This window comes from Galbibacter mesophilus (genome assembly GCF_023721415.1).
Lineage (GTDB): Bacteria > Bacteroidota > Bacteroidia > Flavobacteriales > Flavobacteriaceae > Galbibacter > Galbibacter mesophilus.
In genome coordinates this window covers 1,472,167-1,497,013 of record NZ_JAMQVC010000001.1, presented here as the reverse complement: position 1 = coordinate 1,497,013, position 24,847 = coordinate 1,472,167, and the positions used below count along the sequence as shown (strand labels likewise).

Below are 24,847 nucleotides of genomic sequence, written 5' to 3'. Positions count from 1 at the left end.
CGTAATTAATTATCTTATCAAGTTCTTTCTAAACCATTGGTCGTTCAAAGACAAACTTATAAAAACATTTACATAATTATCTTGAACTCTCCCTAAATACGTGCTTCCGCGTTTACCTGCTTCCACACCAATATTAAAGTTAGAAAAACCATTCATTGGTAATCCTAAACCAAAAGACATGCCAAAGTCGTGAACCGGAACATTATTTACCACAAGCCCTGTTCGCTCATTCTTCACCCCAATTCTATAAGTTATTCTTTTCCAGTAGCTTGCATATGATCCGTAGTCTGGAACCCAAAATGCTCCTGCTGAAAATCTTTCCCCATCCTCATACGTTCCATTTACCGTATTCACAAAATCGTTTTTAAACTCGCTACTATTCGTTATTTCGTATTCCGCACCAACAAACCAAGTGTATTTTTTACCCACACCCAAACCGAAAGTATACGATTCTGGCAAATGAAGATAGGTTGAATTTAATCCTAAAGCCCCTAAATCTACATCTTCCGTAACTCTTGGAACGTCTATACCATTGTTATTTCCAGCCAATGTTGCAATTGTTCTGGAGTTACTAGAGGTAATTTTGGTTGCCGGTGTGTACAAGATGGATGACTTAAGCGCCAAGTTCTTGGTTAAATCGGCGTCGTAATTTAAGGAAAAATTGAAATCAAATCCACTATATTCAGAGTTATCTCGGATTCTAGAGCCGTATTGAACACCTTCTGTATACTTTACCGTTTCGTTTTCTACTTTTCCGAAGTTAAAATTACCTTTTGCCCCGATACTGAAGTTTTTCAAAAACGTATATCCAAAAGCTAAATGTGCTTTGTTGAGTCCGCCTTCCCCTTCATATCGGCTCAACTGTGTTGGTGAAACATCCTCATTGAGCGACTGCACGGCATATCCTACCGATGTATAAGGCACTAAACCGAAGCTCATTCCTAAATTTTGCCCGAGTGGAATTCCTAACACCAAATAATCAAAAGTTATGTCGGACGCTGTTTCAGAAGAAACATCCGTTTTTATGGAAAGCGAGTTATAACTTGCTCCTGCTGTAAAAGTGGTGAGTTTAAGCTTGCCCAAGGAAGCTGGGTTCTGCAAATTTAGGTGGATACTATCTGTATAGACACTAATACCTCCCATCATTCTATTTTCAGCTAATCCCTTAAATCGTTGGTCTCCGGTACCGTAAAAAGAATAAGGGGACACACTTCCTTCCTGCGCAAAACTGTAACTACAAATTAAACATACAGTTACAATAAAAATCTTTTTAATCATTAGTGTTTGTTGAGTTCTAAAATATAATTAACTCCCTCTACGAGAAAATTCGGATGGGCAAATATGCTACTTTTTAATCTTTTAGACAAAAAATGACTATCACCGCCTGTTAAAATAACTGTTAAATCTTTAAATTTTTTTTGATATTGTGCAATTGTAGCATCCATTTCATTAACAACTCCGTGTAAAACTCCCGAAATCATACAGCTTTCAGTTGAATCTCCAATAAAATCACCTATTTCAAATGAATCAATTAAAGGAAGATTGGCCGTAAAAGCATTCATGGCTTTATATCTCATTTTAATTCCAGGCGCAATGGCACCACCTTTGTAGACACCTTCATTCGATAAAAAATCGTACGTAATACAGGATCCCGCATCTATAATCAAACAATTCTTGTGCGTGTAATGGTAATATGCCGCAGCGGCCAAGGCAATTCTATCAACTCCGAGGGTCTGTGGTGTGGCATACGCATTTACAAAGGGAACTTTGGAATTACGACTTAATGTTTGCACGGGTGCGAAAACGGCCAGTGCTTTTTCATATTCATTCGGCAATTTTCCTACGGAAGAAATCATAGTTCTAACTATTTCCGGATACTTTTGAAAAATTTCAGAAATTTTTTTTAAAAATTCTTCCATGGCAACTCTCGTGACATACTGAAGCACATCTGCCTTAAAAACAGCAACTTTTACAAAAGAATTTCCTACATCTACTATTAAATTCATCCTTTAAATTTAAAGTTGTAAATTTACAAAACCGATTTTTTTAAAAAATGTTTTGCAAATATTAAATTTGCATCTATATTTGCACCCGCAATCAAGCAACTGGTGCCTTAGCTCAGTTGGTAGAGCAAAGGACTGAAAATCCTTGTGTCCCTGGTTCGATTCCTGGAGGCACCACCACTAAAAGCCCGATTCCATTTTTGGTAATCGGGTTTTTTGGTTTTTAAAACTATCGAACATGAAAATGCTGTATATTCTTTTCAGTAAATCTGCGGGCCAGTACTATGTTGGGATTACATCCAATTTTGAGGAAAGGATAGCAAAACACCAAAACGGAAGTTACAAAAATGCCTTCACAAAAAAGGCAAACGATTGAGAGACTGCACTTAGGTTCGATTGTGAATCGCAGGAGGATGCGATTTACTTGGAACGTTTCATTAAAAAAATGAAAAGCAAAAAATTTATCCGAAAGGTTATTGAAAACCCAAAAATACTATCGGACATTTTGAAGAAAAAATGATGTCCCTGGTTCTCCCGAAGCATCGGGACTGGAGGCACCACCACTAAAAGCCCGATTCCATTTTTGGTAATCGGGTTTTTTGGTTTTTAAAACAATCGAATATGAAAACGCTGTATATTCTTTTCAGCAAATCCGCAGGCCAGTACTATGTTGGGATTACATCCAATTTTGAGGAAAGGATAGCAAAACACCAAAACGGAAGTTACAAAAATGCCTTCACAAAAAAAGCGGACGATTGGGAGACTGCACTTAGGTTCGATTGTGAATCGCAGGAGGATGCGATGTACTTGGAACGTTTCATTAAAAGAATGAAAAGCAAAACATTTATCCAAAGAGTCATTGAAAACCCGGATATTCTATCGGACATTTTGAAGAAAAAATGATGTCTCTGGTTCTCCCGAAGCGTCGGGACTGGAGGCACCACCACTAAAAGCCCGATTCCATTTTTGGTAATCGGGTTTTTTGGTTTTTAAAACTATCGAATATGAAAATGCTGTATATTCTTTTCAGTAAATCTGCGGGCCAGTATTATGTTGGGATTACATCCAATTTTGAGGAAAGGATAACCAATGCAAGTATTCAATCATTGAAAAACACAAAATGATTATAAAAATGACTCTAGAGTTTTTTGTCATCTCCAACAGGGATATCTCCTTTAAATACATGACGAAGACTAACAACAGCTTTGTGCTAGGGCAAACTTTCCTTAGCTACAACACCACCCTAAACACTTCTGCAAATCATTAGTGAGATCTTTTCATTTACTCATTCAAAAGCTTTTCGGCATTTTCAATGCTGGAATTTATTTCTTCCTTTAAAGCTTTTACCTTTTCCTCTTCCTCATTCAACCATTGTTTTTTCTCTTCAGAAAGATCTTTTCCGTTTAAAATTTCTTCGTGATCAAAACGATCTCCGAAACCTTTCATCCAATCCATCATCGATTTATGGGCCGCCTGTAAATCTTTCTTCGCACTTTCATACTTCATTCCAATTTCTGTAGAATCAGCTTTCTCGTTCAACTCCCCAACCAACTTGGAAATAGTGTTCATTTTGGGCATTAAACTGTCGTGAACGGCCATAACCATTTCCATTTGTGTTGGCTCATTACTTTTCTTCGTTTCTTCTTTACAACTAAGGGTCATCAATATTCCCATCATTGCTACTATTGCTACTATTTTTCTCATTTTACTATTTGAATTTAAATCGATTTTTCTTTTATAACCGTGCTACTTCAACCCCTATGTCAAGGTAACTTTTTGTTTTCCGTTTAACTTTTGATTGATCTTTGCAAAAATAAAGATTAAAAGAACGCTAAGTCCAAATAACGGTAATAGAATCCCTAGAATGGCAATAAGAACCATAACCCCTTTACTTGCGTTAAATGATTTTGGCACTTTTGGGATACCCCAATCGCCTTTTCTTTTTCGCATCATATAGGAAATCAACGCTGAAAGGCTCATTACAAATAAAACAATTCCTGTAAACAGCATTAGAAGCCAATTCCATTGCCCAAACTGCCCTTGATGGAATGACATTACCCATAATCGAGCTCTCATGAGCACACCGATATCCTCCCAATTGTGTTGAAGCACTTGTTCTCCGGTATACGGATTAAAGTGAATCATTTTTTGGGTATCGAGATCTTTCACATTTAAGTTTGTAATACTGTAAACACCATTTTTTCCTCTTGGAAATACCACCCTAACTTTTCCGTTAAGGTCAAGCGTTTTTGCTTTGGCAACCATTTCATCGAGTGTTATCATTTTGGTGTTACCTTCATTCGCTTCGCTTTGGTACATACCCCAAGTGGCTGGAAACCCAGTATTGGTTTGTTCCTGAACCCATCGAAAAGCACCACCCCAAACATCCGTCCAAGGTAAACCGCCAGCTAAAACCAAAAGGAATAAAGCAGACATCCAGAAACCTGAAATCGCGTGAACATCCCTGTAAAAAGTACGTTTTCCAAGTTTCGTTCTCGGTATAAAATACCCTTTTACGTTCCAACCGCGCTCGGGCCACCAAATGAAAAGCCCTGTAATAATTAAAACAATCATCCAACAGGCAATCAACTCTACAATTTTGGTCCCAAAACCACCCATTAAAAGCTCTCCATGCAATTTTCTTACCTTAAACATAAAGGAATCTTCTACCAGGACTTCGCCCATTACTTCGCCGTTATACGGATTTACGTACAGGCTACTGGCCTCTCCAAATCTTCCCGAAACAAACTCAGTACTCTTGTTTTCATCCAACGAAACCACTACCGAGTTTGGTTTTTTAACGGCGTTTTCATTGGCAATTTCCCGCTGTTCTTCAAACGTAAGTGGTGTTCCTTTTGCCACTACCTCCTGCAAAGGTTTATAAATAGGCTTTTCGTACTGGGTTTTAAACAAGTAAAAAATACCCGTAGCAGATAAAAGTAGAATAAATGGAAGCGAAATAAGGCCTGCTATAAAGTGCCACTTCCAAAGCCATTTGTTAAGTTTATTGTTTTTTGCCATTGTTTAAAATTTATATCGTATTCCAGCATGAAAAGCAAGTGGATTTCCTACGGAATATGTGTTTTGTCTTGAATAAATATTGTACGAAGCCCGCGTTGCATAAAGCGTATCGAATATGTTAAGAGCATGTCCCCAAATTTCAAAATTTGCCATTTGATAACTCGCTCTTATATTGAAAATATTATGTCCGTCGTAAGTAGAAGTGCTAAAAGTTCCATCTCCGTTATCGATTTGGTTTTCGAGACTTGTATTATAACTCCCAACCAATTCATACTCCAGTCCAATTGAAAAGTTTTTAATAAAGCGAGGCGCATAATTAATTTGCGTATTTCCAAGCAAGCTTGGCGCCACTTCTTGATCTGTGTGTGAATAATCCACTCCACTTTGGAAAAAAGTGATGTAACGGTGTCTTGCAAAACTTCCGTTATGGGCAAAGCTCAATTCTGGAGTTGGTCTATATGTAATTCCATATTCCACCCCATAAGAGCGCGTTTTTCCGGCATTAGCAATATAGAATCGGTCGTTGCTATCGCGAAGTGTGATAAGAGTGTTCTTACCATCTAGAACGTACAGCGCAAGATCCAACTTCCATTTTTCAGAAACAAAGTATCCTCCCACTTCATAATTGTCGTAACTACTTGGCTTTAGCTCTCCAGTTGTTCCATCGGTTGCAGCATGGGTATTGCTGTAAATGGTTGAAACCTGTGGTGGCGTAAATCCATTGGAGTAATTGGCATACACCCCAGATTTATTTGAAAGATTGTAATTGAAACCAATTTTAGGTGCAATATTGTCATAATCCCTAGCGGAATATTTTGGTTCTTCTCCCGAAGCTAGGTAATTATTGTAATCATATTCAAACTTATCATACCGCAACGCTGCCGTTACTTTAAAATCTTCAAACGGATTTATTTCATACTGAAGGAACCCAGCATAATTCAAAATATCTGCATCGTAGTTTACGGCATACTCATCCTTTATTTCATAACCTGTATTTATGCCTGTATTGGGATCTACAAAAACATCCATTGGTCTTTCAAAATAGGTTTGTGGAGAATAGTCTACCGTTCCGCCCACAATCAAGGATGAATTTGCAAAATTGAAATCTTTTTTATGCTGAATAAGCCCCACAAAACTATTGTAGCTATTGGAAGTAGTTTCTCCTTTTCCAAACCCAGTAAGCTGTCCATTTTGTCTGAATTGACGAATTCGGTACGATGGAATTTGGTCCATAACATTGTTTCTGAACACAAAATTGAAGGAAGTTTTATTCTGATTGTTCCATTGTTTATCCAGTGTAGATCGAAAACGGAAAGCTTGTGCCTCACGCTCCGTAAAAGTTTGATCGCTTTCATAATTTCCAGCTTCATAATCATCTTGCGTTAAAGAGCCGGTCATGTCTGATCGATAATCGATCATGTCAAAAACATTGGTCCAAGTAAGTGACGGATCAATATGATAAACCGTTTTAAAAGTCACCGCAAATTTCTCGTAATCACTGTGTTGTATTGGTCCGTTATTTCGTTGCACGTAATGTGTTCCCAGATAAACCCCAAACTTTTCATTGGCATAGGTAGAAGCTTCAAAATCGTAGCGTGTAAGTCCCATATCATTAGCCTGAAAACCTAAATAGCCACTAAAGTCACGCGATGGCTGTTTAGTGATAAAGTTAAAACTTCCGCCAATGGCTTCGCTTCCGTAAATACTGGATGCCGGACCTTTTAAAATTTCCATTCTTCCGAAGGAAACATCGTTCATTTCCAACAATGCATTGTGATTAAATACCGCGGTTGGACGGATAGGCAAACCATCTTCCAAATACAAAAACAATGACTTTGTAGAAATAGGAGATCGAACAGCCATCATATGCTGTTCGTTACCAGAAGCTTTGGAAGTGGACATATAAACGCCGGGCGCCTGATTTACCAATTGTTCGATTCCAAATGCTTTGGTTTTTTCTATAGTTTGGGCGCTTATTACAGAAATAGCCCCCGGAATTTCCGATCTTTTTTGTTCTTCACGACTCGCAGAAACCACAATCTCTTCCAGAGCCTGCGTGCTTTCCTGAAGCGGAATCAGGTTAAAATTGGTTTTTAGCACCACTTCTTTAGTATTAAAACCAATATAGGTAAGCAGTACTTCTGGACTGTCTAGAGTTATGCTAAAATCCCCATGTATGTTTGTTGAAACACCGTTGCTAGGATTTGCTTTTGAAATTACATTTACCCCGGTTAGTGGGTTCTTTTCCGCATCTGTAATGCGACCTTTGTATATGGTTTGGCTGTAGGAGAACTGTGCAACCATTGCCAAAATGATTGCGATATATAAATTTTTCATCTGTATTTTTAACTTGGTGTATTAAAGTGAATATTGTAAACCAATGGTAAGTGTCTCTTTGTTTCTAAGTTGAATTCCATTCATATTTTGATAAAGCGGCATACTTGCCTCAAAACCTAATCGCAAGTTTTTTAAGCTCCCTTCAAATGCATACAGATTGAAGCCCAATCCAGCTTCAGCGTATGTCATACCACTATTAGCCGTATCGGCGGTAATTACCATCATCGGGTTGAGCATTGGGTTAGCGCCCTCTATTTTCTCTATAGCGCCCCATTTTAAGCGTCCAGAAAAACTCAACCAATCGTTAGCTTTAAACGCGCCCCAGGTATTTAAAGAATATTCATTCCCAAGTGAATAATCATTATCATTTTCACCTAGTCGGAAAGTGGCTTTGGCTTGCGTTCCAAAAGAAAGGTTGTCCCATTGTTTTAAATAGGTTAGACCCAAAGAAGGATCCCACGTACCGCTACCAATTTGCATAGGATATGGTAGAATTACCTCATTTGGGGAAGATGCTGGGGTAACATCCATTTCGTCTATGCTTCCTGTAGGAATTGAAAGTCCGATATTAGCATGCAACTGTGCACTATTCTTATTAAACAGTTTATAAAGTGCAGCGATTTTAAAATCCCCAAAACCTGAAGAGGCTGTAGTAAAAGAACCGCCCATACGAGTTACGTGATCCATTTCACTGCTAAGATAATTTCCCATTACCATTAGCGTAAGTCTATCGGAAGGGGCGTACATGGCTCCCAGCATGTGCATATTCATTGGCATACTGGTAGGAGTTACCATATATTTCGAAAGTGCATCTTCAAAAGAAGTGTTTTCACTTCCTCTGTTTAGGTCTTCCATGTTCATATACATATACCGGTAGGAAAACATCCATTCCCCTTTGCTATGGGTGTGGTCTCCCATCACCGAAATTGGCGCGTGTCCATCGGGCCTGCCAGAAGTCCATTTTTCACTTTCTTCTTGAGCCTGAAGCATTGTGAATGCCATTAATAGAATGATAGTTATGTGCTTTTTCATTTTTTTCCTGATGTTTTGTAACAAATTGTTTGACTTTATGCTGAAATTTCCTTGATTTCTTCGGAATTAAAAGCATATAAAAATTCAATTGAAAAGTGCTAAAAAGGATTTCTTAATGCCTGAAATATGAATGAAGCATCGTGTTCGGGATTGAAACCAGCTACCGCGTAGCGCAAACATGCCTGTCGATAGACAAAAGCCTGCCTAGGCGCCGATTGCAATGAAGTGTCTGGAAAAGACCAAACAATTCAAATAAATGATTCCTTTTTAACTAAAAAATATCAGGATACGCTTGGTGGATGGAAATAAGAATAGCTCGTTAAAAAACTATACTGATTAGAGTAAGAAATTGTCTTTTTTAAAATTTTGGGAGCATCACTTACAGCAACAATGGCTACAAAGCTCACAAACCCGATTGGATATTCTTGAAGATCGATTGCTGGAAGGTTTTGCTTTTTTTCTTCCTTTTGAGCTTCCAATTGCTGCATTAAATAACACTTACCATCACAATTAAGTTCTGGCTTGTCTTGGTTGATACAAAGAAACTCAACAATATAATCGTGATTTACCACATAGTCGAATACCGGCAACACAGGTTTCACCATGGCTACCATGTAAAGAAGTGTGAATACTATGGGGTAAAATTTTACCAAAATCGAGTCATTCGTTTAATCGGTTGGCAAAATTATGCAAAAAAGGTTTAGTTTCTATGCTAAAAAGCGGAATTTTGCAGCTTCAAAACGTACATGGATGGATAATACCCGTAAAAAATGGCTTTATTTAGTAGTGCTTTCACTTATTTGGGGGAGCTCTTATATTTTAATTAAAAAAGGATTGATGGGGTTAACGCCTTTTCAATTGGGCGCTGTTCGGATTATCTTTTCGACCATCTTTCTATTTTTAATCGGTTTTAAATCCATTCTCGCCATTTCCAAACAACAATGGATTTGGGTAGCTGCCTCTGCCCTTACGGGAACTTTTTTACCCGTCTTTTTATTTGGTTATGCAGAAACCGAAATAGACAGCAGCATCGCTTCTATTTTAAATTCGCTTGTTCCCCTTTTCACTATCCTAACCGGATTTCTGGCATTTGGAGTTTCCTTCAGTAAAAATCAAATTGTTGGTGTAGCAGTTGGGTTGATTGGTGCCATCATTTTAATTTTTCAAGGCGCAAATGTAAATCCCAATCAGAATTATTTTTTCGCCCTGTTGGTAGTGGTAGCTGCTATTTGCTATGCTATTAATGCCAATATTATAAAATCTAAATTGCAAGAAGTTTCACCAATGGGAATTGCCGTTGGAAATTTCACAGTCATGCTTCTCCCCGCAGTCCTGATATTGTTTTTTAGCGGACTCCTATCCAAAGATATTCTTAGCTCAGAAAAAATAAAAACTTCACTGATTTACGTTTTAATACTTTCCATTTTTGGTACTGGTCTCGCGAAGATTCTGTTTAATAAGTTGATTCACATTTCTAACGCGGTTTTTTCTACATCCGTTACCTATTTAATTCCCATTGTTGGTATTTTTTGGGGGATATTGGATGGTGAAAAATTCACTTTGATACACCTTTTGGCTTCCGGTGTAATTCTATTAGGGGTTTATATTGTGAATAAAGACAGGAAAAAAACCACTCAAAAATAGTAGTGCTGTAGAATTGTCCTGAATTTTATGGTATCTAGATGAAATTTTAGATGTTCCCTCTTTCTTTTTCACGAACCCACTCAATATAATCGGTTTGCGAAATATTGGTAATTCCCAATTGCCGCATCATTAAAACTATTTGCCCGCGATGATAGCTTCCGTGATTACAAACGGTTTGAACGATTTCACGAAAAGGTATGGAGAAGTGCTCCCCTTTATGTTCGAATTCTAATTCCTTTTCCAAATTTGCCGTTTCTACAAACACTTTAAACGCTTTCGTAGTTGCTTTCCATTCCTTAAAAAGCGTTTTTATATCTCCTGAGAAATTTGTCACATTTCCAACCAACCATTCCCCACGTTCCATTCGGGAAAGCCACCCAGTTTCTGCATACCACAGATGCAAAAGTGTGGCGCGTATAGTGGGAAAACTTCCTACAAAAGTATGATTGAAAACTGTTTCTTGCTGAGACTCTAAATCGTTCATCAATCGGTTGTTTGCCCAAATGGTGTACTCAACATAATTTAAATAACTATCATTCATTTGTTCGTTGGCTTTTTAAGTTGATTCTGAATGAAAATTCTGCCTAAAAGTACTGTTCTTATAACAAAACAAAAAAACGTTCCCTTGGAAATTTCCTTAGGAACGTTTTTCACTTTTTGAGTTTCACACTATTTCTAGCATGTAGTATCTAGCTGTTAAGATGATACTGCAACGAGTTGTTGTTGCTTTTTTAATTCTTTTTTAGACAAATCCCTTGTTAACCATCCACTTCTACCAGCGGTTGCAATGGCGTAAGGAGTAATCCAGAATAATGTAAAGGCATAAAATACACTGTATGGATACGCCCAAAATGCTTCTGAAAAACTATGTTTTTTGGCATAAAATAACGCTTGCATACTGGAAAAAATCAAAATACCAGCTAACGTAGAACTTAAAAATAACACTGGGTAACTTATTACAAAATACGCCATCAAAACAATTGCAGGGTATGCCATAGTCATTTTCAACCATTGGTTCAACAACAATATTCTCGTTCCACTTTTAGCTCCTTTCCTAAAATTGGTAAAGGCGAACCTACTCATGGCTATGTTTTCACGTACATTACTTCGCTCCCAACGAATAAACATTTTATATAAGTTTTTATAACGTTCTGGAATATTGGTGTACACATACGCTTTACGCTGAAACAAAACCTTGTATCCTTGCTTCAAAATCATATTCGTCATGGCACGGTCTTCTCCAATTTTGGATACTTCTCCCATAAAGGTCTGATTAATCCAATCGTGTAAACAATTGAAAACGGCATCTCTTCGATAGGCAGATAACGCTCCTGGCGTACACAATACAGAGCCCAATCTACTTTGGGCTGAACGGATAAATTCAAAACTAAACGCAAAACTTACATTCAGCATACGTGGTATTAATGCTTTCTTACTATTCAAAACTTTCACATTTCCTGCTACGGCACCACATTCTGGATTAACTACGAACGGACTCGCCATAATTCGCAATGTATCTTCTTTCACAATAGAATCACTATCCACCGTTATAAATACATCTCCCGTACCTAGCTTAAAACCACGGTGCAATGCGTGTCTTTTTCCTCTATTTTCTGGTTGCTGATAGATAGAAATACGATTCCCAAGTTCGTTTTGGGCTTTCTTCATCCAATCCCAAGTGTTATCCTGACTTCCGTCATCAATAGAAATGATTTGAAGTTTTTCTTCTGGATAATCGCTCGCTACCAAACTTTTTAATGTTTTATAAACCAACTCCCCTTCATTGTAAGCAGGCACAATTACCGTACATAATGGTAAATCTTCATCAGCTACCGATTTTATCGACCTGTATTTTAGATATAGAACCAAAATGTAAATTATAAAACTGATTTTAATGGCCAATAAGGTTAACCCGATAACCATTAAGGAAATTCCCCAAGTGGTAGCCATACGCTCCAAATGAATTTGCTCGAAATAAGGCTGAAGAAAGAAGAAAAGGGATATCGCCCCGAACATTAATAGAAATGTTCCTCCTAGAATAAATGAAGATGATGAGTTTGATATAAATTTTTCAAAACGGTTAGTCGCCCCTTCCGTTTGAATCTCTGATGAATTTGATGATATTTCTTGTTTCATAGCGTGTATTTTAATTTGCACAACTATAAAACCAACATCAGTGCCATTTTAAAAGCTATTGATAAACAACAGGTTACAAAAAACCCTATTTTTAAAAGTGTATAAATAATATACAGAAGTGTTTACTTGGGTACAGGTATACACTTTAAATTAGGTGTGTTAATTCAAATAAAAAGAAACGCAAATAAGAGAAGAACAAGAATGACCGCTGAAAGAAATAAAATCCTTTCATTTCGTTTTTGCTCTTTAGCCTTGGCTCTTATTTGTTTTAAAACGAAGGCTAATTTTTCGGGAGGTATTTCAGGATAATTTGGTTTTTCCTTAGCAGTTCTACGCGGAGTAATTTTTCCCGATTTAAATTTAGTTTTTTGCGAAGGACGCTGTGCTCAGTTTTGTTTCATCCGATTAATCATATCTAAAACATGTCCGGCACCAAAGCTCATTTAATTTATTTCCACAGTTAATGGCGTTCAACGGATTCGCTGAAAGCTCCTTCATTGTATCCCTCTAAAAAAGACTTTTTGACATCTTGCCAATCTGTAATGACTACCAACAACAACATGGCAAAAACACCTAGCACAAAAAATTTAATATCTCTACTTTTAATTTTCATGATAATTTTCGTTCTGATTATCCAATAAATATAAAGAATATTTTCGGCATTTCAAATGGTCGAGATTAAATATCCACCTTCAAGGAACCCAAAAATCTTCGTACCTTTCCACTTTTAAAATTTTAGCTGAATGGCGAAAGTCAAAACAACATTTTTTTGCCAGAACTGTGGCACTCAATACGCAAAATGGCAAGGGCAATGCTCGGCGTGCAAAGAATGGAACACGCTGGTTGAAGAGGTAGTGCAAAAGGAAGAAAAGAAAGGCTGGAAACCTACTGATACCTCATCTAAAAGAGCTTCCAAACCATTACGCATTCAAGAAATTGACGGTTCTCAGGAAATGCGAATGTCTTCTGGAGGTAAGGAATTCGACCGTGTTCTCGGCGGTGGTATCGTTCCCGGCTCTGTAACCTTGCTCGGTGGTGAACCCGGCATTGGAAAAAGTACGTTATTGCTTCAAATTGCGCTGCATTTACCTTTTAAAACTTTATACGTTTCCGGAGAAGAGAGTCAGAAACAAATAAAAATGAGAGCGGAGCGTATTTTCCCAGACAGCAAAAACTGTTATATCTTAACGGAGACTAAAACCCAGAATATTTTTCGGCAAATTGAAGAAACCCAACCCGATATTCTAATTATCGATTCCATTCAAACGCTTCACACTGATTATATAGAATCTTCCGCTGGAAGCATCAGCCAGATTCGCGAATGTACTTCCGAACTGATAAAGTTTGCCAAAGAAACACACACACCAGTAATCCTCATTGGACATATTACTAAGGATGGACATATAGCCGGACCGAAAATTTTGGAACATATGGTAGATACAGTGCTTCAATTTGAAGGCGACAGAAATCACGTGTACAGAATTCTCCGTTCTCTAAAAAATCGTTTTGGCTCCACTGCCGAATTGGGGATTTATGAAATGCTTGGAAGCGGATTGAGGGAAGTGAACAATCCTTCAGAAATTTTACTATCTAAAACGGAAGAAGACCTAAGTGGCACGGCTATTGCTGCCACCCTGGAAGGAATGCGCCCGTTGATGATAGAAGTGCAAGCTTTGGTAAGCACAGCCGTTTATGGGACTCCGCAACGCACCACCACTGGCTACAACACCAAAAGATTAAATCTTTTGTTGGCCGTATTAGAAAAAAGAGCTGGTTTTCGACTGGGCGCTAAAGATGTTTTTTTAAATATTACCGGCGGTATTTCTATTGAAGAACCTGCGATTGACTTGGCCGTGGTAGCAGCCATCCTTTCAAGTAACGAGGACGTTGCTATTGAAAAAGACATCTGTTTTGCAGCGGAAGTTGGTTTAGCCGGTGAAATACGACCTGTACAGCGCGTGGAACAAAGAATTTTAGAAGCTGAAAAATTAGGATTCAGCACTATATTTGTTTCAAAACAGAATAAAATATCATTAAAAAACACGCAAATCAGTATTCGAAAAGTTAGCAAAATTGAAGATGTTGTAGCGTTTTTGTTTGATTAAAGAAAATATAGAATTATGATGAAAAATATAGGCTTGGCCATTGGAGCGTTAATATTAATGAGTGCCTGTCAAGAAACTCCGAAAAAAGAGGCAAATGAAACCATAACAAAAGATGAAATTGTGGTAGATAAAATAAAGAATGACAAAAAGGATATACCCGAAGGAGTTGATTTCATGGCTTCTGGCGAAAACCCGTCCTGGAGCCTGTTGATTGATTTTGACAAATCAATGAATTTCACCTCGCTTGGGGAACCTAAGAACATTTCTACGCCCATACCCGAAGCGCGTATTCCGCAAGATGTGAATGCAGTAAATTATTCTGCTGAAACGGAAGCTGGCACTTTACAGGTTACCATTTTTAAAAAACCTTGTGTTACAGAAAATAATGAGGCTTTCTCTTACAAAGTAAGGATAAGCGCCAAAACTGGGGAAATGGAAGATTTTCAAGACTTTGAAGGCTGTGGAAAGTATATTGGCGATTATCGATTGAATGATATTTGGGCTTTGGAAAGCATCAATGATAACCCGATTGATAAAACGATGAAACGCCCAAATCTTGAATTCAACCTTCGGGAAGGAAAAGTATTTGGCTTTGGTGGTTGTAACCGTATCAACGGAACTTTAATTGTTGAAAAGGATTCGCTGGCCATAGGTGAGCTGGCAAGTACAAGAATGACTTGTCCAAATGCAGATTTAGAAAGTCAGTTTCTGAGTAAGATTACTAATAAAAAATTCAGTTTTGCATACAGAAATCTATTGCTTACGCTAACTTCTGAAAATGACACTTTAGTTTTTAGAAAAGTCGATTAGTTGCTCAATTGCCAAATTTTATAACTCAAAAGCGTATAATCATACGGCAGATTGTCTATGGCATTGTTTATGCACTTCATTAAGTGCATGAAAAAGAGAATTTTATTATTTATCGCAGGTTTTTGTTTAATTTCAAGTTGCAAACAAATACAAAAAGCAACTGATTTCGTACTGCAACCAAGTGCCAAAGAAATCTACAAAAGGGAATTCAAGGATTCTTTGTCCGTTTACGAAAAATGGGGGACGATTGGCCGTGAAGCACTGCATGACAGTTTATTCATAAATACTCCTTTCGTAGCGCATGGGAGCTTCCATAAAGACAAAACCCAGCCTTTAGCTTTTACCCTAAAATTATCTTTTGGCACCAGTATCTATATTGACACAAAGCTTGACAATCCCAAATACCGTGTTTTTACAGAAATCTATAAGGTTACCAACGATTCGCTTTCTCCCTTCAAACAAGTAGCTACTTCAGAAAATCAACAAAAAGAACTTACATACAAGGTTGAAGAAACAGGAACCTATAAGCTTCTTATACAACCGGAAATAGCTACGCAGTCCAATTTTAAAATTACCATTCAAAATATTCCTCTTTATACTACTTTTCCCGTAGCTGGAAAGTCCGATACTGCCATTCAAAGTTTTTGGGGAGCCAGGCGGGATGGCGGTAAACGCACCCATGAAGGAATTGACATTTTTGCAAAACGTGGAACTCCAGTAGTTGCCGTAAACGATGGGTTTGTACGTTACACTGGAGAAAAGGGACTGGGCGGAAAACAAGTTTGGCTGAGGGACGGACAAAACAACGTTTCTCTATATTACGCGCATTTAGATAGCATTAATGCTTCCAGCGGTGCAAAAGTTTCTCAAGGTGACACCCTCGGTTTTGTTGGCAATACAGGAAACGCTCGAAATACAGCCCCTCATTTACATTTTGGAATTTATAAAGGTTTTGGCGGAGCGGTAGACCCTTTCCCGTTTGTTAAAAATGAAACGTTGCCTCCGTTGATAAAGACTGAAAATTCGTATTCAAGTCATTTACTTGTAAACGGAAGTGTTGCAAATATTCGGAATTCTCCTACCACAAAGGCTTCAAAAGTAATTACAACAGCAAAAAGAAAGGATACCCTTAATTTAGTTTCCATCACCGAGGATTGGTTTCAAATAAAAACTGCAAACAACCAGTCGGGTTTTATACATAAAAGCTTAGTTAAGCCTTTATAAATTATGGCGCCGGATTTGGAATGGTATCATGGATTTTATTTATTTCTGAAAGGACTTCATCACTTAATTCAACATGAATACTATCTATGTTTTCTTTCAACTGATGCATTTTAGTAGCACCAATAATGTTACTCGTTACAAATGGTTGCTGATTCACAAAAGCCAACGCAAGCGTAGCCAGTGAAAGTCCGTTATTCTTAGCAAGATCGTAATATTGCTTTGTTGCCCGTAAAGACCTTTCGCCATTATATCTAGCCATTTCTGGGAAAAGCGTCAGTCTGGCGTCTTCAATTCCTTCGTTTTCTATAAATTTATCCGTCAGTCTTCCGAAACCTAAAGGAGAATACGGTAATAATCCAACATTTTCTCGAATGGAGATTTCACTTAGACCGATCTCGTAAGTCCTATTCAGTAAATTGTAAGGATTTTGAACCGTACTTATTTTTGGCAACCCGTTATATTTACTTTCTTCCAAATAGCGCATTACACTCCACGGAACGTCATTAGACAAACCGATGTATCGAATTTTACCCTGCTTGATAAAACCTTCCAAAATTTGAAGAATTTCTTGAATGTTATCCTCCCATTCTTCATTCGAATCGTGCTCATAATCTCTTTTTCCGAAGAAATTGGTAGCACGGTCGGGCCAGTGAAGTTGGTATAAGTCAATATAATCGGTCTGCAATCTTTTTAAACTTCCATGAATAGCATCTTCGAAAGCAGCTTTAGTAAAACCTTCCTCCCGAATAAAATGCTCATTGAATTTCGACGGACCCGCAATTTTGGATGCTAGAATTACCTTGTTTCTATTTCCCGTCTTTGTAAACCAATTTCCAATAATTTCTTCTGTTCTACCTTGCGTTTCCTGTTCCTTTGGAATGGCATATAGTTCCGCAGTATCAAAAAAATTCACACCTTCTTCCAGTGCATAATCCATTTGTTCATGACCCTCTGCCTCTGTATTTTGCTTTCCCCAAGTCATGGTTCCAAGGCAAATTTTACTTACTTCTAATTCGGTATTGGGTAATTTCGTGTATTTCATAACTATTTTTATAAGCAATATTTCTAGGAGAACTGATCTAAATCCAATCCTTGAAACTTTCATTTCTTTTGCTCGCCCAAAAGAAACGAAACAAAGAAAAAGGCGCCTTATCCCATGAATTTTTTCGACCATGAAGTCGAAAAATCGTAATCAAAACTCCGCGTCGCTACGTACCTTCGCTCCTGTTTCCGGAGCTTTTGATCACTATTCTCTAGATAAGGGTTTTATCAACTTATACTTTGACTTAAAAATAATAAGCTAAGTATGGGTTATTGAATTAAATATCATTCAAAAGCTTCGTTACCTCATCGAGTTTTGGTGTTAAAACCACTTCTATCCTTCTATTTTTTGCCTTTCCTTCAGCCGTGCTGTTCGTTGCTACTGGCACGTACTCGCCTTTTCCTGCCGCTGTTAGATTAGCCGGATCTATTTGCTTGTTTTCTTCCAGAATTCGTACGATAGAAGTAGCCCGCTTGGTGGATAAATCCCAATTGTCGCTAAGTTGGCCACTGCCGCCATACGGAACATTATCGGTATGCCCTTCAATTAAAACATAAATATCTGGGTTTTGAGCCAACACCGAACCAAGCTGCTGTACCGCCTTTCGTCCGTTGGAATTTACCACCCAACTTCCGCTAGGGAAAAGCAACTTGTTCTCCATAGAAACATATACTTTTCCGTCCCGTTGCTCTACGGTAAGTCCTTTACCTTCAAAATCGAGAAGCGCACGTGAAATGGCATCTTTCAATTGCTTCATTGCCGCATCTTTCGAGGCAATTACGCTTTCCAGTTCGGCCACTCTTTTAGAACGGGCTTCCAACTGCTGTTTTAAGGTTTGCAAACGAGCATTTTCTTCCGCCAAGGCTTTTTCCTTTTCCTCCAACTGACGCAATAAATTTCTATTCTTTTCTGCATTAGCGGCAATAGCAGCACTACTATTGTCTTCCAATGCTTTGTAAGATGCTTCCAGATTTGCTAAATTGTTCTTAGCTGCTTCGTAATCTTGGCGTAATTGGTTACGCTCTGCCACTGCATCATCATATTTTTTCTGAAGCGCATTGAGATCGTTTTCCAACTGATTCTTCTGCGTTTTCAAGTCTTGATTTTCAGCAGACAGATTTTCTTTATCCGATTTTAAATCGTCGTACCTGCTTTGAAGGTCGTTATACACCTTGGAAGACACACAGGAAGTTGCCAATGCTACCAATGCAATGCCTGTAAAAAGTTTTTTTATCATCTTAATTTCTTTATTAACGTTTGGTTTCCGTCTATTCCTCAAAACACATGCCAGTTACCTAAAATCATTCTTCAATTTCGACAAGAATCGGGCAATGGTCACTGTGCTTCGCTTCCGATAATATAACGGCTCTTTTTAATTTTTCTTGCAACGGTTGCGCTACCATGTTGTAATCAATACGCCAACCCTTGTTATTGTTTCTGGCATTGGCACGGTAACTCCACCAACTGTAATTATGAGGCTCTTTATTGAAATGACGGAAACTATCTATAAATCCGCTTTCTATGAAATTTCCAATCCACTCTCTTTCCACAGGGAGAAAACCCGAAACATTAGCATTTCTTACGGGATCATGTATATCTATCGCTTCGTGACAAATATTGTAATCGCCACAAATTACCAAATTGGGTACTTCATTCTTCAAAGCGTTTACATACTTTTGAAAATCGGCCATGTACTGCAACTTATGTTCCAAACGAGCAATATTGGTTCCCGACGGCAAGTATAAACTCATTACTGAACAAGTATCAAAATCGGCTCTGATGTTTCTCCCTTCCGCATCCATATAATCGATTCCTGTTCCGTAGGTAACACTGTTAGGCTGAATTTTAGACAAAATAGCCACCCCACTGTATCCCTTCTTTTCTGCACTGTACCAATAATGATAAGGATATCCAGCCTCCTCAAAAACCGAAAGATCCAATTGCTCTTTATTGGCTTTTATTTCCTGCAAACAAATTACATCGGGATTGGCTGTTTGTAACCAGTCTAGAAATCCTTTTTTAATCGCAGCGCGAATTCCGTTTACGTTGTATGAGATAATCTTCATTTATTTTTATTTGAAAAGAATGAATTGGCTAAAATAAGCATAGTTTCACAAAAAGATAAAAAGAAACTGCGCTCTACAGGAAATCCGTTATTTTTATGCCATGAATAGAATCCTACTTTTTTTTATTTTTTCCTTCGGAATAATGGTTGCGCAAGAAAGGGAAAACGATACATTAACGGAAGTTGTATTAGAATCAAATCGATTTATAAATCCTTCCCCTTTGATTACTCCAGCAACACAAATAAGCAGCGGAGACATAGAACGATATGCCCCAACGGAAATCACAACTGTTTTAAACGAAACCCCCGGCGTTCATGTGTTTTCTGGAGCTTTAAACACGAACAGGCTTACGGTTCGCGGGATGGGCGCCCGAACATTATACGGAACTAACAAAATACAGGCTTATTACAACGGAATTCCCATAACCAGTGGTATTGGGGAAACTGCCTTTAATATTTACGACCCTGAAAGTTTGGAACAAATTGAAATTATAAAAGGCCCAAAAGCTACCACGTATGGATCCAATCTTGGAGGAGCACTACTTTTAAACACCAAATTGCCGGAAAAAAACAAAACCACCTTCCGGAATAGTTTTACGGTTGGTTCTTACGGATTATTAAAAAATAGTTTGCAAGCTGGCTACCGTGACGATTCTTTTTACATCAATTTACTTTCAGACCATTTGCAAACCGATGGTTACCGGGAAAACAGCAATTACGATAGGGATGCAATTTTTCTAGATGCAGGTTTTCAACTGAATGACAAAAACAAAATTAAATTTCTAGTGAATCAGCTTAACTACAATGCGCAAATTCCGAGTTCGATTAATGAAACTGATTTTAACGAAGACCCCACACGAGCTGCCGCCAATTGGAAAGCAGCCCAAGGTTTTGAAGACAACAAAATTACTACGACCGGACTCACTTACGAGCATCTTTTCAGTAAAAACATAAAAAACACAACCACGCTATTTTATTCGTACACCGACCATTACGAACCGCGCCCTTTTAATATTTTAGACGAATTTACCAATAGCTACGGATTTCGTACCGTATTAGCTGGTAGTATCAATGCGCTTCCATTCAAAAATAAATTCACAACAGGCGCAGAATTGTACTCCGACACCTATAATTGGAGCACTTTTGAAAATTTATATGAACAAAACAACAACCAAGGAAGTTTACAAGGCGCCCGACTCAGCGACAATAAAGAGTACCGAACCCGATGGAACACATTCGCAAATTTCTCGGCATATTTTGGCAAATGGGTTGCAGAAATTGGCGTAAATTACAACAAAAACAAGTATTCGTTTCGGGATTATTTCAATGAAGGTAGTAACAACAAAAACGCCAATCGTGATTTCGATGGCATTTGGGCGCCAAATTTCACCCTTCTTTACAATCTTACGGAAAATCATCAGCTTTTCGGAAATGTGAGCTACGGATTTTCTTTCCCGAACTTGGAAGAAACCTTAACACCATCTGGAGTTATCAACCCAGATATCGGTCCAGAAACAGGTATAAATTACGAACTGGGAACCGAAAACTTCTTCTTCCAAAGAAAACTAAAAACAAACATTACATTTTATTACATGAATGTTGACAATCTGTTGGTCGCAGAACGTGTTGGCGAAGATCAATTTATTGGTAAAAATGCTGGGGAAACATCCCATAAAGGTTTAGAAGTTAGCGTAAATTATGTTTGGGACGCTTTCCGCAATATCACAATCCAACCATACGCGAATGCCACTTTCAACAACCATAGTTTCGTCGATTTTACCGACGGAGATGAAGACTTTTCTGGAAATGACCTCACCGGTGTGCCTGAAAACCTTTGGAATGCTGGTTTTTCGGTAAGCCACGAAGCTGGTATTTATTTTTCAACCACGTATCAGCATGTGGGTGAACTCCCTATGAACGACCAAAACTCCCTTTATTACAACGCAAACGATGTGGTAAACATCAAGGCAGCATATCAAACGCTATTATTCAGCAATTTTAATCTGGAAATTAACGGGGGAATAAATAATGTTTTTAATGAAAAATATGCTTCTTCAATTCTAATCAATGCGGTTGGGTTTGGGGGTTCTCAACCGAGGTATTATTACCCTGGTTTACCTGTGAATTATTTTGGAGGTGTTAAGATTGGCTATAGGTTTTAAAATATGAAATATTACCCGATTAAAATCCCCAAAATTCTTAAACTCTTTTATCCAACTTGGATTTGGGACATTAAAACCGATAAAAAAGAAGTTTTTTTAACTTTTGATGATGGTCCAACACCAGAAGTCACCCATTTTGTTTTAGATGAACTAAAAAAATACAAGGCGAAAGCTACTTTTTTCTGTATTGGAAAAAATGTGGAAAACCATCCCAATATTCTCAAAAGAATTCTCGCCGAGGGGCATTCCGTGGGAAATCACACACACAATCATTTAAACGGAACAAAACATTCATTACCCGACTATCTGGAAAATATTGAAAAAGCTGAAGTCACTTTTCAAAAATATCATTCCGCTGAAACGGAAAAACTTTTTAGGCCTCCCTACGGCCGAATGCCTTTAAAAGCGGCTAAATATCTTCAAAAAAAGGGCTACAAAATTATTATGTGGGATGTTTTAAGTGGCGATTTCGATTTAAAAAACACTCCCGAAAACTGTGTTGAAAATGTGTTGAAAAATACGAAGCGGGGAAGTATTATTGTTTTTCACGATAGTAAAAAATCATTTCCTATTCTTCAAAAAGCTCTCCCAAAAACACTGGAGGAATTAAATCAACAAAACTTTAGTTTTAGAAAGATATAAAACACTGAAATACAGACAAATAATAATTTTTCGTATCTTTAAACAACCTAACAACTAGAAATTTAAAGACCATGAAAATATTTTTTTACCTGTCCATTTTCTGCCTAATTATCACTTCGTGCTCCAACGATGATGATTCGCCACAACCAAAGGACAATGATTTAGTAGTGGATTCTCGAGATGGCCAAATTTACCGCACTGTAAGAATTGGCAACCAGCGTTGGTTTGCAGAAAATCTTAATTACGACAAAGGTGATTCTAGGAGTTCTTGCTACGATAATGACTCTTTTAATTGTGAACTTCTAGGAAGGTTATATGAAACCCTAAATTCAATTGAATGCCCCGACGGCTGGCATGTTCCAACAATGGAAGAATGGGAAGAACTTTTTGAATACTTGGGGGGCATAAATGTATCACATCTTTTGGTAGAACCTGGGGCTACTTTTCAAGGAAATTTAGTAAACTTCGATTTGTTACCAGCTGGGCAACGTGCACCTCAAGTGGGTTCAAGGGAATTAGGGAATTCTGGTTACTATTTCACCTCCTCTACCAATCAAAATAATTTACCGATTTACATTGAATATATTCCCGAGCAGTCAATAGAAATTAAAGCGGGAAATTTCTCTAAAAGTTGTCGCTGTATAGAAGATTAAAGGTACTCCTGTAAGAGTCCGATCAAGGTGTTGGCATCTTGCTCCCCACTTTGTCGCCAAACCATTTCGCCACTTTTGTATATCATAAGTGTGGGCAATCCTTTTACGCGCAAAGCATCTGCCAATTCTTGATTTTTATCAATATCAATTTTTATAACCCTTGCTTTGTCTCCCAATGCTGCTGCTACATCACGAAGCACTGGGTGCATTGCGGTGGAAGATTCATTCCAATCTGTGTAAAAGTCCAATAAAACTGGAATGTTACCGTGGATTAACTCGCCAAACTTTGACATAAATATTCAATTTTTAACAACTTGATAAATCAAATGTAATAAAAAAAGCGTTAAAATGCTCTAAACAAGGTGTTTTAGGGTGTTTTTAACCTTTTTTATGAAATCCTGCTTTTTGACGTTCCAACATTATTATGTTTCTTTTTCAACTCAATTACGGTTATCTCGGGCCAAATTCCCACACGACCAGGATAGCCAATAAAACCGAGCCCACGGTTTACATTTATATACTGTCCCATTTTCTCATACACACCCGCCCAATACTTATATCGATATTTAACGGGACTCCATTTTAACCAACCTGGAATTTCCACTCCAAACTGCATTCCATGAGTGTGGCCGCTTAACGTTAGATGAAAATGATACGGATGATCAATTACTTGATGTTGCCAGTGTGAAGGGTCGTGGCTCATTAAAATTTTAAATGAATTAGCATCGATACTTTGGATGGCTTTATCCAAATCGCCCGCTTTTTTGAATCCGCCTTCGCCCCAATTTTCTACTCCGATTAATGCCAATTTTTCGCCGTTTCGTTCTAAATATCGGTTTTCATTCAGTAAAAGATCAAAACCAATTTCTTCCTGAATAGCTTTTAGTTCCTCGAGATTGGCCACTTTTGCTTCTTCGGAAGGCCACTCGGCATAATCGCCATAGTCGTGATTCCCCAATACTGAGAACATTCCGTCTTTCGCTTTGAGTTTTGAAAAGACATTTTTCCACGGATACATTTCCGTAGCAATGCTGTTTACCAAATCCCCCGTAAACAAAATTACATCTGAAGCCTGCTCGTTAATGAGATCGACGGCGTATTCAATTTTTTCCTTGTTGTCTAAACTACCACTGTGAATATCTGATATTTGTGTAATTCTATATCCATCAAACGCATCGGGAAGATCATCAAATTCCAACGTATGTTTCCAAACGCGATAATCGTATTTTCCTTTATACATTCCATAAAGCAAGGATAGAAATGGAACAGCCGCAACACCTAGCGCTACCTGACTCATAAATTTCCTACGACTTGGGAATCCTTCCGAAGCAATTTTTTCAGAAGAAAACAATTTACCGAAAATCCAAGTAAAAAAGCGAACTACATCCTCCAAAAGCATAAATATTCCAGAACAAAACCCGAGCGCCATAAATGCCAGAAAAAGACCCACAGCAACGCCCATAGAATGACTCATTCCCTGCGCTCTATCGAAGTGATTAAATTGAACATACACGTTTATCAGCACCGCCACAAAAGAAAGTGCATACAGAATTTGAAAATATGGGTTTTTTACTAGGGTTCTAAAAGCTTGGAAACCGTAAAAGGCACCAATGAGATAGATGATTCCAAGAAAAATAAAAAATCGAGACATATAGTTTTTTAATAAGGCTTATTAATGAGAGTAATTTAATATCCCATCCAGGGCTTCGACAAGCTCAGCCTGACAAATAAAATTAAAAAAAATCAATAGGAACAAAATATTAAACCAATATGTTTCGCAAAGTCAAAAATTTGCGAAACGAAGCGTTTAAAATAGTTCCCGACGCTACCGGTCGGGACTAATTCAACTTAGAATTCTAAAAAATACATCAATTATGTGATTTTTTAAAATTGAGTTTCATTAGCAAAAGTACCTTATAAACAGTACAATACGGTGCATTTAAAATTTATTTAACGCACACCTACACTTTG

General features: G+C 37.8%; 25 protein-coding genes and 1 tRNA gene. 11 read left to right on the top strand and 15 right to left on the bottom strand.

The annotated features are described in order from the left end of the window. Positions 1-9 precede the first annotated feature (9 nt). On the bottom strand, positions 10-1,278 hold the full coding sequence (locus tag NDQ75_RS06515) for a hypothetical protein (RefSeq protein WP_202028574.1): 1,269 nt from the start codon (positions 1,276-1,278) through the stop codon (positions 10-12). Next, positions 1,278-2,006, bottom strand: coding sequence for a type III pantothenate kinase (locus NDQ75_RS06510; protein WP_202028573.1), 729 nt, complete (start codon positions 2,004-2,006; stop codon positions 1,278-1,280). Before NDQ75_RS06510 ends, NDQ75_RS06515 begins: the two co-directional genes overlap by 1 nt. Positions 2,007-2,107: 101 nt before the next feature. On the opposite strand from NDQ75_RS06510, the gene NDQ75_RS06505 reads away from it, so the two are divergent. From NDQ75_RS06505 to NDQ75_RS06490, 4 genes are all read left to right on the top strand, one after another. Beyond that, positions 2,108-2,183, top strand: a tRNA-Phe gene (locus NDQ75_RS06505). A gap of 58 nt (positions 2,184-2,241) precedes the next feature. Beyond that, positions 2,242-2,379 (top strand): GIY-YIG nuclease family protein, encoded by a 138-nt coding sequence (locus NDQ75_RS06500; RefSeq protein WP_202028572.1) that lies wholly within the window; start codon positions 2,242-2,244, stop codon positions 2,377-2,379. 245 nt (positions 2,380-2,624) lie between these two features. Then, complete coding sequence (locus tag NDQ75_RS06495) at positions 2,625-2,906, top strand: GIY-YIG nuclease family protein (protein ID WP_202028571.1); 282 nt, start codon at positions 2,625-2,627, stop codon at positions 2,904-2,906. A gap of 101 nt (positions 2,907-3,007) precedes the next feature. Then, complete coding sequence (locus tag NDQ75_RS06490; protein ID WP_202028570.1) at positions 3,008-3,127, top strand: GIY-YIG nuclease family protein; 120 nt, start codon at positions 3,008-3,010, stop codon at positions 3,125-3,127. Positions 3,128-3,284: 157 nt separating this feature from the next. On the opposite strand, the gene NDQ75_RS06485 is transcribed toward NDQ75_RS06490, so the two are convergent. The 5 genes from NDQ75_RS06485 to NDQ75_RS06465 all read right to left on the bottom strand — a co-directional run bounded on the left by NDQ75_RS06485 (position 3,285) and on the right by NDQ75_RS06465 (position 9,046). Continuing rightward, complete coding sequence (locus NDQ75_RS06485) at positions 3,285-3,707, bottom strand: hypothetical protein (RefSeq protein ID WP_202028569.1); 423 nt, start codon at positions 3,705-3,707, stop codon at positions 3,285-3,287. Between the two features lie 54 nt (positions 3,708-3,761). Next, positions 3,762-5,024, bottom strand: a complete 1,263-nt coding sequence (locus NDQ75_RS06480) for a PepSY-associated TM helix domain-containing protein (RefSeq protein WP_202028568.1) — start codon at positions 5,022-5,024, stop codon at positions 3,762-3,764. Positions 5,025-5,027: 3 nt separating this feature from the next. Further along, positions 5,028-7,361: a TonB-dependent receptor gene (locus NDQ75_RS06475; protein ID WP_202028567.1), complete on the bottom strand. Its 2,334-nt coding sequence runs from the start codon at positions 7,359-7,361 to the stop codon at positions 5,028-5,030. A 21-nt stretch (positions 7,362-7,382) separates the two neighbouring features. Next, complete coding sequence (locus tag NDQ75_RS06470) at positions 7,383-8,393, bottom strand: transporter (protein WP_202028566.1); 1,011 nt, start codon at positions 8,391-8,393, stop codon at positions 7,383-7,385. A gap of 281 nt (positions 8,394-8,674) precedes the next feature. Next, entirely contained in the window at positions 8,675-9,046 is a 372-nt protein-coding gene (locus NDQ75_RS06465) for a hypothetical protein (protein ID WP_242513664.1), read from the bottom strand. A gap of 34 nt (positions 9,047-9,080) precedes the next feature. Here NDQ75_RS06465 and NDQ75_RS06460 point away from each other — a divergent pair, with 34 nt between their 5' ends. Next, entirely contained in the window at positions 9,081-10,037 is a 957-nt protein-coding gene (locus tag NDQ75_RS06460) for a DMT family transporter (protein ID WP_317191284.1), read from the top strand. A 46-nt stretch (positions 10,038-10,083) separates the two neighbouring features. On the opposite strand, the gene NDQ75_RS06455 is transcribed toward NDQ75_RS06460, so the two are convergent. The 3 genes from NDQ75_RS06455 to NDQ75_RS06445 form a co-directional block, all read right to left on the bottom strand. Beyond that, positions 10,084-10,578, bottom strand: a complete 495-nt coding sequence (locus NDQ75_RS06455; protein WP_202028565.1) for a DinB family protein — start codon at positions 10,576-10,578, stop codon at positions 10,084-10,086. 155 nt (positions 10,579-10,733) lie between these two features. After that, a complete protein-coding gene (locus tag NDQ75_RS06450) occupies positions 10,734-12,173 on the bottom strand; it encodes a glycosyltransferase (RefSeq protein WP_202028564.1) in 1,440 nt (479 codons plus the stop codon). A gap of 460 nt (positions 12,174-12,633) precedes the next feature. Beyond that, complete coding sequence (locus NDQ75_RS06445) at positions 12,634-12,786, bottom strand: hypothetical protein (protein ID WP_202028563.1); 153 nt, start codon at positions 12,784-12,786, stop codon at positions 12,634-12,636. A 130-nt stretch (positions 12,787-12,916) separates the two neighbouring features. Here NDQ75_RS06445 and radA point away from each other — a divergent pair, with 130 nt between their 5' ends. The 3 genes from radA to NDQ75_RS06430 all read left to right on the top strand — a co-directional run bounded on the left by radA (position 12,917) and on the right by NDQ75_RS06430 (position 16,312). Beyond that, positions 12,917-14,278: a DNA repair protein RadA gene (radA, locus tag NDQ75_RS06440; RefSeq protein WP_202028562.1), complete on the top strand. Its 1,362-nt coding sequence runs from the start codon at positions 12,917-12,919 to the stop codon at positions 14,276-14,278. A 15-nt stretch (positions 14,279-14,293) separates the two neighbouring features. Further along, a complete protein-coding gene (locus NDQ75_RS06435; RefSeq protein WP_202028561.1) occupies positions 14,294-15,088 on the top strand; it encodes an META domain-containing protein in 795 nt (264 codons plus the stop codon). A gap of 87 nt (positions 15,089-15,175) precedes the next feature. Beyond that, a complete protein-coding gene (locus NDQ75_RS06430; protein ID WP_202028560.1) occupies positions 15,176-16,312 on the top strand; it encodes a M23 family metallopeptidase in 1,137 nt (378 codons plus the stop codon). 1 nt (position 16,313) lies between these two features. On the opposite strand, the gene NDQ75_RS06425 is transcribed toward NDQ75_RS06430, so the two are convergent. The 3 genes from NDQ75_RS06425 to NDQ75_RS06415 form a co-directional block, all read right to left on the bottom strand. After that, on the bottom strand, positions 16,314-17,354 hold the full coding sequence (locus tag NDQ75_RS06425) for an NADP(H)-dependent aldo-keto reductase (protein WP_202028559.1): 1,041 nt from the start codon (positions 17,352-17,354) through the stop codon (positions 16,314-16,316). Between the two features lie 277 nt (positions 17,355-17,631). After that, a complete protein-coding gene (locus NDQ75_RS06420) occupies positions 17,632-18,591 on the bottom strand; it encodes an OmpA/MotB family protein (RefSeq protein WP_202028558.1) in 960 nt (319 codons plus the stop codon). Positions 18,592-18,655: 64 nt separating this feature from the next. Continuing rightward, positions 18,656-19,420 carry an exodeoxyribonuclease III gene (locus tag NDQ75_RS06415; RefSeq protein ID WP_202028557.1) on the bottom strand — a complete coding sequence of 255 codons (765 nt, stop codon included), beginning with the start codon at positions 19,418-19,420 and terminating at the stop codon, positions 18,656-18,658. A 100-nt stretch (positions 19,421-19,520) separates the two neighbouring features. Here NDQ75_RS06415 and NDQ75_RS06410 point away from each other — a divergent pair, with 100 nt between their 5' ends. From NDQ75_RS06410 to NDQ75_RS06400, 3 genes are all read left to right on the top strand, one after another. Next, positions 19,521-21,581 (top strand): TonB-dependent receptor family protein, encoded by a 2,061-nt coding sequence (locus NDQ75_RS06410; protein ID WP_242513663.1) that lies wholly within the window; start codon positions 19,521-19,523, stop codon positions 21,579-21,581. A gap of 3 nt (positions 21,582-21,584) precedes the next feature. Then, positions 21,585-22,223: a polysaccharide deacetylase family protein gene (locus NDQ75_RS06405; RefSeq protein WP_202028556.1), complete on the top strand. Its 639-nt coding sequence runs from the start codon at positions 21,585-21,587 to the stop codon at positions 22,221-22,223. 71 nt (positions 22,224-22,294) lie between these two features. Then, positions 22,295-22,876: an FISUMP domain-containing protein gene (locus tag NDQ75_RS06400; RefSeq protein ID WP_202028555.1), complete on the top strand. Its 582-nt coding sequence runs from the start codon at positions 22,295-22,297 to the stop codon at positions 22,874-22,876. Here the strand turns inward: NDQ75_RS06400 and NDQ75_RS06395 are convergent. Then, entirely contained in the window at positions 22,873-23,169 is a 297-nt protein-coding gene (locus NDQ75_RS06395; protein WP_202028554.1) for a thioredoxin family protein, read from the bottom strand. The genes NDQ75_RS06400 and NDQ75_RS06395 overlap by 4 nt on opposite strands. A gap of 95 nt (positions 23,170-23,264) precedes the next feature. Beyond that, positions 23,265-24,527 (bottom strand): metallophosphoesterase, encoded by a 1,263-nt coding sequence (locus NDQ75_RS06390; protein ID WP_202028553.1) that lies wholly within the window; start codon positions 24,525-24,527, stop codon positions 23,265-23,267. Positions 24,528-24,847: the final 320 nt, after the last annotated feature.

Bases quoted from the DNA above. Each gene is read 5' to 3' on its own strand.
- radA (WP_202028562.1), top strand. From the start codon at position 12,917: ATGGCGAAAGTCAAAACAACATTTTTTTGCCAGAACTGTGGCACTCAA.
- NDQ75_RS06515 (WP_202028574.1), bottom strand. From the start codon at position 1,278: ATGATTAAAAAGATTTTTATTGTAACTGTATGTTTAATTTGTAGTTAC.
- NDQ75_RS06450 (WP_202028564.1), bottom strand. From the start codon at position 12,173: ATGAAACAAGAAATATCATCAAATTCATCAGAGATTCAAACGGAAGGG.
- NDQ75_RS06405 (WP_202028556.1), top strand. From the start codon at position 21,585: ATGAAATATTACCCGATTAAAATCCCCAAAATTCTTAAACTCTTTTAT.
- NDQ75_RS06480 (WP_202028568.1), bottom strand. From the start codon at position 5,024: ATGGCAAAAAACAATAAACTTAACAAATGGCTTTGGAAGTGGCACTTT.
- NDQ75_RS06495 (WP_202028571.1), top strand. From the start codon at position 2,625: ATGAAAACGCTGTATATTCTTTTCAGCAAATCCGCAGGCCAGTACTAT.
- NDQ75_RS06390 (WP_202028553.1), bottom strand. From the start codon at position 24,527: ATGTCTCGATTTTTTATTTTTCTTGGAATCATCTATCTCATTGGTGCC.
- NDQ75_RS06410 (WP_242513663.1), top strand. From the start codon at position 19,521: ATGAATAGAATCCTACTTTTTTTTATTTTTTCCTTCGGAATAATGGTT.
- NDQ75_RS06455 (WP_202028565.1), bottom strand. From the start codon at position 10,578: ATGAATGATAGTTATTTAAATTATGTTGAGTACACCATTTGGGCAAAC.
- NDQ75_RS06460 (WP_317191284.1), top strand. From the start codon at position 9,081: ATGCAAAAAAGGTTTAGTTTCTATGCTAAAAAGCGGAATTTTGCAGCT.
- NDQ75_RS06510 (WP_202028573.1), bottom strand. From the start codon at position 2,006: ATGAATTTAATAGTAGATGTAGGAAATTCTTTTGTAAAAGTTGCTGTT.
- NDQ75_RS06435 (WP_202028561.1), top strand. From the start codon at position 14,294: ATGATGAAAAATATAGGCTTGGCCATTGGAGCGTTAATATTAATGAGT.
- NDQ75_RS06475 (WP_202028567.1), bottom strand. From the start codon at position 7,361: ATGAAAAATTTATATATCGCAATCATTTTGGCAATGGTTGCACAGTTC.
- NDQ75_RS06470 (WP_202028566.1), bottom strand. From the start codon at position 8,393: ATGAAAAAGCACATAACTATCATTCTATTAATGGCATTCACAATGCTT.
- NDQ75_RS06420 (WP_202028558.1), bottom strand. From the start codon at position 18,591: ATGATAAAAAAACTTTTTACAGGCATTGCATTGGTAGCATTGGCAACT.
- NDQ75_RS06395 (WP_202028554.1), bottom strand. From the start codon at position 23,169: ATGTCAAAGTTTGGCGAGTTAATCCACGGTAACATTCCAGTTTTATTG.
- NDQ75_RS06425 (WP_202028559.1), bottom strand. From the start codon at position 17,354: ATGAAATACACGAAATTACCCAATACCGAATTAGAAGTAAGTAAAATT.
- NDQ75_RS06445 (WP_202028563.1), bottom strand. From the start codon at position 12,786: ATGAAAATTAAAAGTAGAGATATTAAATTTTTTGTGCTAGGTGTTTTT.
- NDQ75_RS06500 (WP_202028572.1), top strand. From the start codon at position 2,242: ATGAAAATGCTGTATATTCTTTTCAGTAAATCTGCGGGCCAGTACTAT.
- NDQ75_RS06415 (WP_202028557.1), bottom strand. From the start codon at position 19,420: ATGAAGATTATCTCATACAACGTAAACGGAATTCGCGCTGCGATTAAA.
- NDQ75_RS06490 (WP_202028570.1), top strand. From the start codon at position 3,008: ATGAAAATGCTGTATATTCTTTTCAGTAAATCTGCGGGCCAGTATTAT.
- NDQ75_RS06400 (WP_202028555.1), top strand. From the start codon at position 22,295: ATGAAAATATTTTTTTACCTGTCCATTTTCTGCCTAATTATCACTTCG.
- NDQ75_RS06430 (WP_202028560.1), top strand. From the start codon at position 15,176: ATGAAAAAGAGAATTTTATTATTTATCGCAGGTTTTTGTTTAATTTCA.
- NDQ75_RS06485 (WP_202028569.1), bottom strand. From the start codon at position 3,707: ATGAGAAAAATAGTAGCAATAGTAGCAATGATGGGAATATTGATGACC.